This is a genomic window from Sphingomonas sp. (assembly GCF_048594985.1).
GTDB lineage: Bacteria > Pseudomonadota > Alphaproteobacteria > Sphingomonadales > Sphingomonadaceae > Sphingomonas_I.
Genome location: NZ_JBMDXG010000256.1, coordinates 1 through 6,323, shown reverse-complemented (window position 1 = coordinate 6,323; position 6,323 = coordinate 1). Strand labels below are relative to the sequence as shown.

Genomic DNA, 6,323 nt, shown 5'->3' with positions numbered 1-6,323 from the left:
AACGGCGTGGCGCTGTCGCCCGACGAGCGGCGGCTGTTCGTCTCCAACTCGGAACAGGGCGCGGGCAAGATCATCGTGCTCGACCTCGGCCCCGACGGGCTGCCCACGGGCCCCTCGCGCCTGTTCCTCGACACGGCGACGTGGGACGGGCCCGGCAATCCCGACGGGATGAAGATCGCGGCGGACGGGACGATGTTCTGTTCGGGCCCAGGGGGCATGTGGATCCTGACGCCCGAGGGCGAAAAGCTGGGGCTGATCGAGCATGGCGGGCCGATCGCGAACTGCTGCTTCGGCGAGGACGGGCGGACCCTGTTCATGACCGCCAACGATCGCGTGCTGCGGATGCCGTTGCGCATCAACGGCTGGCGCGCCTGAGGCCGGAGGCGTGGGTATTGCGCGCGGGGGGTGCTGGCCTTCCGCGCGCGTCCTGCTAGGCTCTGGGCATGAACCGCCTGTCCGCGCTTGCCGCGCTCCTTCTCGTGAGCGCGGGCGCCCCTGCCCTCGCCGCGCCCGCCACCCCCGCGCCGATCCTGACCACCGCCGAGGCGCGCGACGCGCTGACCTATGCCCGGCCGGAGATCGCGCGCGTGACGCACGTCGCGCTCGACCTGACCGCCGACTTCGCCAGCAAGCAGATGCGCGGCACCGCGACGCTCGACATCCTTGCAGCACCAGGCGCGAAGGAGGTCGTCCTCGACGACAAGGGGCTGGTGATCGACACGATCACCGATGCGCGCGGCAATCGCCTGAACTGGTCGGTCGGCAAGGCCGATACCTATAAGGGCGCGCCGCTGACCGTGCGGATCGGCACCGCGCGGCGGATCGTGATCGGCTATCGTTCGCAACCCAGCGCCAGCGCGCTCGGCTGGCTGCCGCCCGAACTCACCGCCGGCAAGCGCAAGCCCTATCTGTTCAGCCAAGGGCAGGCGATCGAAAACCGGAGCTGGATCCCGACGCAGGACAGCCCCGGCATCCGCCAGACGTGGGAGGCGCGCATCGCCGTCCCGGCCGACCTGACGGCGGTGATGAGCGGCGAGCGGCTGACCCCCAAGGGCGAACCCGGCCCGGCCGGGATGAAGCGCTACCGCTTCCGCATGACGCATCCGGTGCCGCCCTACCTGATCGCGAGCGCGATCGGCGACATCGCCTTCCGCCCGCTCGGGCCCCGCACCGGCGTCTATGCCGAACCGGTGACGCTGGCGGCGGCCGCCAAGGAGCTGGACGATACGGAGAAGATGGTGACGGCGGCGGAGAGCCTGTACGGCCCGTATCGCTGGGGCCGCTACGACCTGCTCGTGCTGCCGCCCTCCTTCCCGTACGGGGGAATGGAGAACCCGACGCTGACCTTCCTGACGCCGACGATGTTCACTGGCGACAAGGCGAATGTCGACGTGGTGGCACACGAACTGGCGCATAGCTGGTCGGGCAATCTGGTCACCAACGCGACCTGGTCCGACACGTGGCTCAACGAAGGTTTCACCACCTATTTCGAGAACCGGATCGACGAGATCGTCTACGGCACCGAGCGCGCGGCGACGCTGGCCGACCTGTCGTGGGACGATCTGCAGCGCGATCTTAAGGAGGCCAAGCCGGCGGCGACGCGCCTGCACGGCGAGCCCGAGGAATTGTACGGCCAGCTGGCCTACGACAAGGGATCGACCTTCCTGCGCACGATCGAGCGGACGGTGGGGCGCGCCCGGTGGGACGCCTATTTGCGCTCCTATTTCGATCGCCATGCCTTTCAGCCGCAGACCACCGCGGGCTTCCTGGCGGACCTGCGCGCCAACCTGATCCGCGGCGACAGGGACCTCGAGGCGAAGCTGAAGCTCGACGACTGGGCGTACAAGCCCGGCCTGCCCGACAGTGCGGTGCATGTGCGGTCGGCGACGCTCGCCAAGGTCGACGAATCGATCAGGGCGGTGGAGGCCGGCGCGCCGATCGCGTCGCTGCCGACGGCCGGCTGGGGCACGCAGGAATGGCAGCGCTTCCTCAACGGCCTGCCGCGCACGCTGCCGCAGGCGCGGCTGGCGGAGCTGGACCGGACGCTCGGCCTGTCCGCCTCGCCCAACGCCTATGTCCGCTCGGCCTGGCTCGTGCTGGCGATCGGCAACCGTTATCCGCCGGCGGTCGCATCGGCGGAGGAATATCTGCCGCGCATCGGCCGGATGCTGCTGATCCGCCCGGTCTATCGCGCGCTTGCCGAGCAAGGCGACTGGGGCATGCCCATCGCGCGGCGCATCTATGCGCGCGCGCGGCCGGTCTATCACCCCGTCACGGCGGCGTCGGTCGACAAGATATTGGGGCGGAAGGAATAGAAACGACGGCGCGCCGGTCGCGTCACGCGGCGACCGGGCCCCTACCCTCCGCCGCCAGTTCGGTGTTGGCGGCGTCGGCGAGCGAGGTGTTCCCCAGAATGTCGACCGCGCTGTCGCGGACGCGGGCGAGGACGCGGCGGATCGCGCACGTCGCCTCGTCATGGCAATCGCCGCAGCGCTGGTAGAAATTCTCGCTGGCGCAGGGCACGAGCGCGATCGGGCCGTCGATCGCGCGGATCACCTCGACGAAGCTGATCTCCGACGCGGGGCGCGCCAGCACATAGCCGCCGCCGGGGCCGCGCCGGCTGTTGACCAGCCCGGCCTTCTTCAGATCGACCATGATGAATTCGAGATATTTGCGCGGGATCACCTGCGCCGTCGCGACCTCGCTGAGCTGGATCGGCTTGGTCCCGGCATTCTCCACCAGGTGGAGCAACGCGCGGAGCGCATAACGGGCCTTCTGTGACAGCATGACCGCGCTTAGGCGCGACGCGGGGTGCTTGCCAAGCCGCGCGCGACACGAAATCGCTGGACCGGGCGGCGGGACGGCGCGACGATGGCCGCAGCAAGGGCGATCCGGGCAATCGGACGGGCAAGGAGAAGAGGATGCGCGCGTGGATGGTGGCGGGGGCGATCGGGATCGCGCTGGCGGGATCGGCGGTCGGGCTGGCGCAGATGGCGCTCGACCCGAACAGCGCGTGGAGCGTCGCCTGGCATGAGCGGCTCAATCGCGACTGGCCCTTCCTCGGGCGTTACCAGCAGGCTAACGCCGCGCTCGTGCCGACGCCCGGACAGCCCCGCATCGTCTTCATGGGCGATTCGATCACCGAAGGGTGGGTGGAGAAAGGCGCCGACTTCTTCGTCCCCGGCCGCATCGGGCGCGGGATCGGCGGGCAGACGACGCCGCAGATGCTGGTCCGTTTCCGGCAGGACGTGATCGCGCTGAAGCCCGACGTGGTTCAGATCATGGCGGGGACCAACGACATTGCCGCCAATACCGGCCCAATGACCCCCGAGCAGACGCAGGGCAACATCCGATCGATGGTCGAACTGGCGCAGGCCAACGGCATCCGCGTGATCCTTGCCTCGATCCCGCCCGCCGACCAGTTTCCTTGGAAGCCGGGCGTGGCCCCCGCCGACAGGATCGTGGCGATGAACATATGGCTGCGCGGATATGCCGCGCGATCGGGCTGCATCTATGCCGACTATTGGACCGCGCTCAAGGCGCCGGACGGGCTGGGGATGCGTGACGGCTTCGCGTCCGACCACGTCCATCCGACGACGGCGGGCTATGCCGCGATGGCGCCGGTGGCCGAGCGCGCGATCAAGGCGGCGCTGGCGCTTCCGACACCGCCCCGGCTCGCCAGCGAGTAAGCGCCCGCGCGTCTTACCGGACAGTCAGCGACGCTCCTTGGTGGCGTGGAAGCGGATCGCGGGGAAGCGGCCCGAGACGTAGTTCAGCTCCCACGCATCCTTCGCCATGAACACGGGGGCGCCGTCGCGATCCTCGGCCATGGCGGAGCGATGCTCGCCCACGAACGCATCGAGGGTCTTGGCGTCGTCGGCGGTGATCCAGCGCGCCGTGTCCCACGGGCTCGGTTCGAACCCCGCATCGACCTTATATTCGGCCTGGAGGCGGCTGATCAGCACGTCGAGCTGGAGCTGGCCGACGACGCCGACGATCCAGTTCGAGCCGATCTGCGGGTGGAAGACCTGCATCACCCCCTCCTCCGCCATGTCGTTGAGCGCGTTGCGGAGCTGCTTGGTCTTGGTCGGATCGGCCAGCCGCACGCGGCGCAGGATTTCGGGGGCGAAATTGGGGATGCCGGTGAAGCGTAGCTCCTCGCCCTCGGTCAACGTGTCGCCGACGCGCAGTGTCCCATGGTTTGGGATGCCGATGATGTCGCCCGGAAACGCCTCCTCCGCCAGCTCGCGGTCGCGCGCGAGGAACAGGAGCGGCGAGTGGACCGCGATCGTCTTGCCGGTGCCGACCTGCGCCAGCTTCATGCCGCGCCGGAAGCGGCCGGCGCACAGCCGCATGAAGGCGACACGGTCGCGATGCTGCGGGTTCATGTTCGCCTGCACCTTGAACACGAAGCCCGCGACCTGCCCCTCGTCGGGCTCGACCACGCGCGGCTCGGCCGGCTGCGGGCGCGGCGGAGGGGCGAAGGTTTCGAGCGCATCGATCAGCTGCTCGACACCGAAATCCTTGAGTGCGGAGCCGAAATAGACCGGCGTCAGGTCGCCCGCGCGATAGGCCGCGACATCCATCGGCGCATAGCCCGCCTGCGCCAGTTCCGCCTCCTCGCGCAGCAGCGCCACGCCGTCGGCCGAGAGCAGGCTGTCGAGATCGGGATCGTCGAGCCCGCCCACGGGCACGCTGTCCCCCTCGAACGCGCCGGTCGCGTCGGCCGCCGGGCGGTGAAGGACGTTCTTCGCGAGGTCGTAAATGCCTTCGAACGTGCCGCCCATGCCGACCGGCCAGCTCATCGGGCAGACGTCGAGCGCGAGCGCATCGGCGACCTCGTCCAGAATCTCGAACGGCGCGCGCCCCTCGCGATCGACCTTGTTGACGAAGGTGACGATCGGCACGTTGCGGAGGCGGCAGACCTCGAACAGCTTGCGGGTCTGCGCCTCGATACCGCGCGCCGCGTCGATCACCATCACGGCGGAATCGACCGCGGTCAGCGTGCGGTACGTGTCTTCCGAAAAGTCCTCGTGCCCCGGCGTATCGAGCAGGTTGAAGACAAGCCCGTCGCGTTCGAAGGTCATCACCGAGGACGTGACCGAAATGCCACGCTGCTGCTCGATCTTCATCCAGTCGGAGCGGGCGCGGCGTGCCTGTCCGCGCGCGCGCACCTCCCCCGCCGTGTGGATCGCGCCGCCCACCAGCAGCAGCTTTTCGGTCAGCGTGGTCTTGCCGGCGTCAGGGTGGGAGATGATCGCGAAGGTGCGGCGCTGGGGATGATCGGGCGATGCCATAAGGCCGCGCGCCTAGCAGCCCGTGGCACAAGCGTCACCTGTCAGGAGAAAGTTGCTCTGGATCAATATGCGACGCGACCCGTTACGCGGGCAATTGGGAGCCATGCGGTTGAACGAGGCGGAGAAAGAGAGCGCGGCAGACCTCGCCTTCCTCACTGGCGGCGGCAAGCTGGGCGCGCTGATCCGTGCGCATGACTGGTCGGCGACCAGCCTGGGCCCGATCGCGCGCTGGCCACAGAGCCTGAAGACCACCGTCAGCCTGATGCTCCTGTCGGCGGTGCCGATCGTCCTGCTGTGGGGCGAGGACGGGGTGATGATCTACAACGCCCCCTATTCGACCTTCGCCGGCAGCCGCCACCCCCGCCTGCTGGGCCAGAAGGTGCGCGAGGGCTGGCCGGAGGTGGCCGCGTTCAACGACAAGGTGCTGCGGATCGGGCTGGCGGGCGGCTCGCTCGCTTTCCGCGACGAACAGCTCACGCTGGAACGGCACGGGCGGCCCGAACCGGTGTGGATGAACCTGGATTACTCACCCGTGCTGGGCGAGGACGGCAAGCCGGCCGGCGTGATCGCGCTGGTGCTGGAGACGACCGAGCGCGTCCCGGCGGCGCGCCGCCTGCGCGAAAGCGAGGCGAAGTTCCGCGCGCTGGTCAACGCCACGTCCGACATGGTGTATCGGATGAGCCCGGACTGGAGCGAGATGCGCGCGCTGCACGGGCGCGGCATGCTGGCCGATGCCGACCGGCCGACCGGCTCATGGCTCGACGATTATGTGTCGCCCGAGGATCGGGCGCGCGTCGACGCGGCGGCGCGCGAAGCGGCACGGACCGGCGGCGTGTTCCAGCTCGAACATCGCGTCCGCCGGATGGACGGCAGCGACGGCTGGGTCTTCTCGCGCGCAGTGCCGATCCGGGACGAACAGGGCGAGATCGTGGAATGGTTCGGCGCGGCCAGCGACGTGACCGAACGCCACCGCGTCGAGGAGCACCTCCGCCTCGTCGTCAACGAGCTCAATCATCGCGTGAAGAA

6 protein-coding genes are annotated in these 6,323 nt (G+C 69.2%); 4 read left to right on the top strand and 2 right to left on the bottom strand.

What is annotated here, in order from left to right:
• Positions 1-375: SMP-30/gluconolactonase/LRE family protein (locus tag ACOJSF_RS10405; protein ID WP_420142138.1), on the top strand; the 375-nt coding region annotated here is incomplete at its 5' end.
• A 68-nt stretch (positions 376-443) separates the two neighbouring features.
• Entirely contained in the window at positions 444-2,315 is a 1,872-nt protein-coding gene (locus ACOJSF_RS10400; protein ID WP_420142137.1) for a M1 family metallopeptidase, read from the top strand.
• A 22-nt stretch (positions 2,316-2,337) separates the two neighbouring features.
• On the opposite strand, the gene ACOJSF_RS10395 is transcribed toward ACOJSF_RS10400, so the two are convergent.
• Entirely contained in the window at positions 2,338-2,787 is a 450-nt protein-coding gene (locus tag ACOJSF_RS10395; RefSeq protein ID WP_420142136.1) for an RrF2 family transcriptional regulator, read from the bottom strand.
• Positions 2,788-2,921: 134 nt separating this feature from the next.
• Here ACOJSF_RS10395 and ACOJSF_RS10390 point away from each other — a divergent pair, with 134 nt between their 5' ends.
• A complete protein-coding gene (locus ACOJSF_RS10390) occupies positions 2,922-3,689 on the top strand; it encodes a GDSL-type esterase/lipase family protein (protein ID WP_420142135.1) in 768 nt (255 codons plus the stop codon).
• Positions 3,690-3,713: 24 nt separating this feature from the next.
• Here ACOJSF_RS10390 and ACOJSF_RS10385 read toward each other — a convergent pair whose 3' ends face one another.
• Positions 3,714-5,297 carry a peptide chain release factor 3 gene (locus ACOJSF_RS10385; protein WP_420142134.1) on the bottom strand — a complete coding sequence of 528 codons (1,584 nt, stop codon included), beginning with the start codon at positions 5,295-5,297 and terminating at the stop codon, positions 3,714-3,716.
• 103 nt (positions 5,298-5,400) lie between these two features.
• Here ACOJSF_RS10385 and ACOJSF_RS10380 point away from each other — a divergent pair.
• The coding region (locus tag ACOJSF_RS10380) for a PAS domain-containing protein (protein WP_420142133.1) at positions 5,401-6,323 on the top strand (923 nt) is incomplete at its 3' end.

Bases quoted from the DNA above. Each gene is read 5' to 3' on its own strand.
- ACOJSF_RS10395 (WP_420142136.1), bottom strand. From the start codon at position 2,787: ATGCTGTCACAGAAGGCCCGTTATGCGCTCCGCGCGTTGCTCCACCTG.
- ACOJSF_RS10400 (WP_420142137.1), top strand. From the start codon at position 444: ATGAACCGCCTGTCCGCGCTTGCCGCGCTCCTTCTCGTGAGCGCGGGC.
- ACOJSF_RS10390 (WP_420142135.1), top strand. From the start codon at position 2,922: ATGCGCGCGTGGATGGTGGCGGGGGCGATCGGGATCGCGCTGGCGGGA.
- ACOJSF_RS10385 (WP_420142134.1), bottom strand. From the start codon at position 5,297: ATGGCATCGCCCGATCATCCCCAGCGCCGCACCTTCGCGATCATCTCC.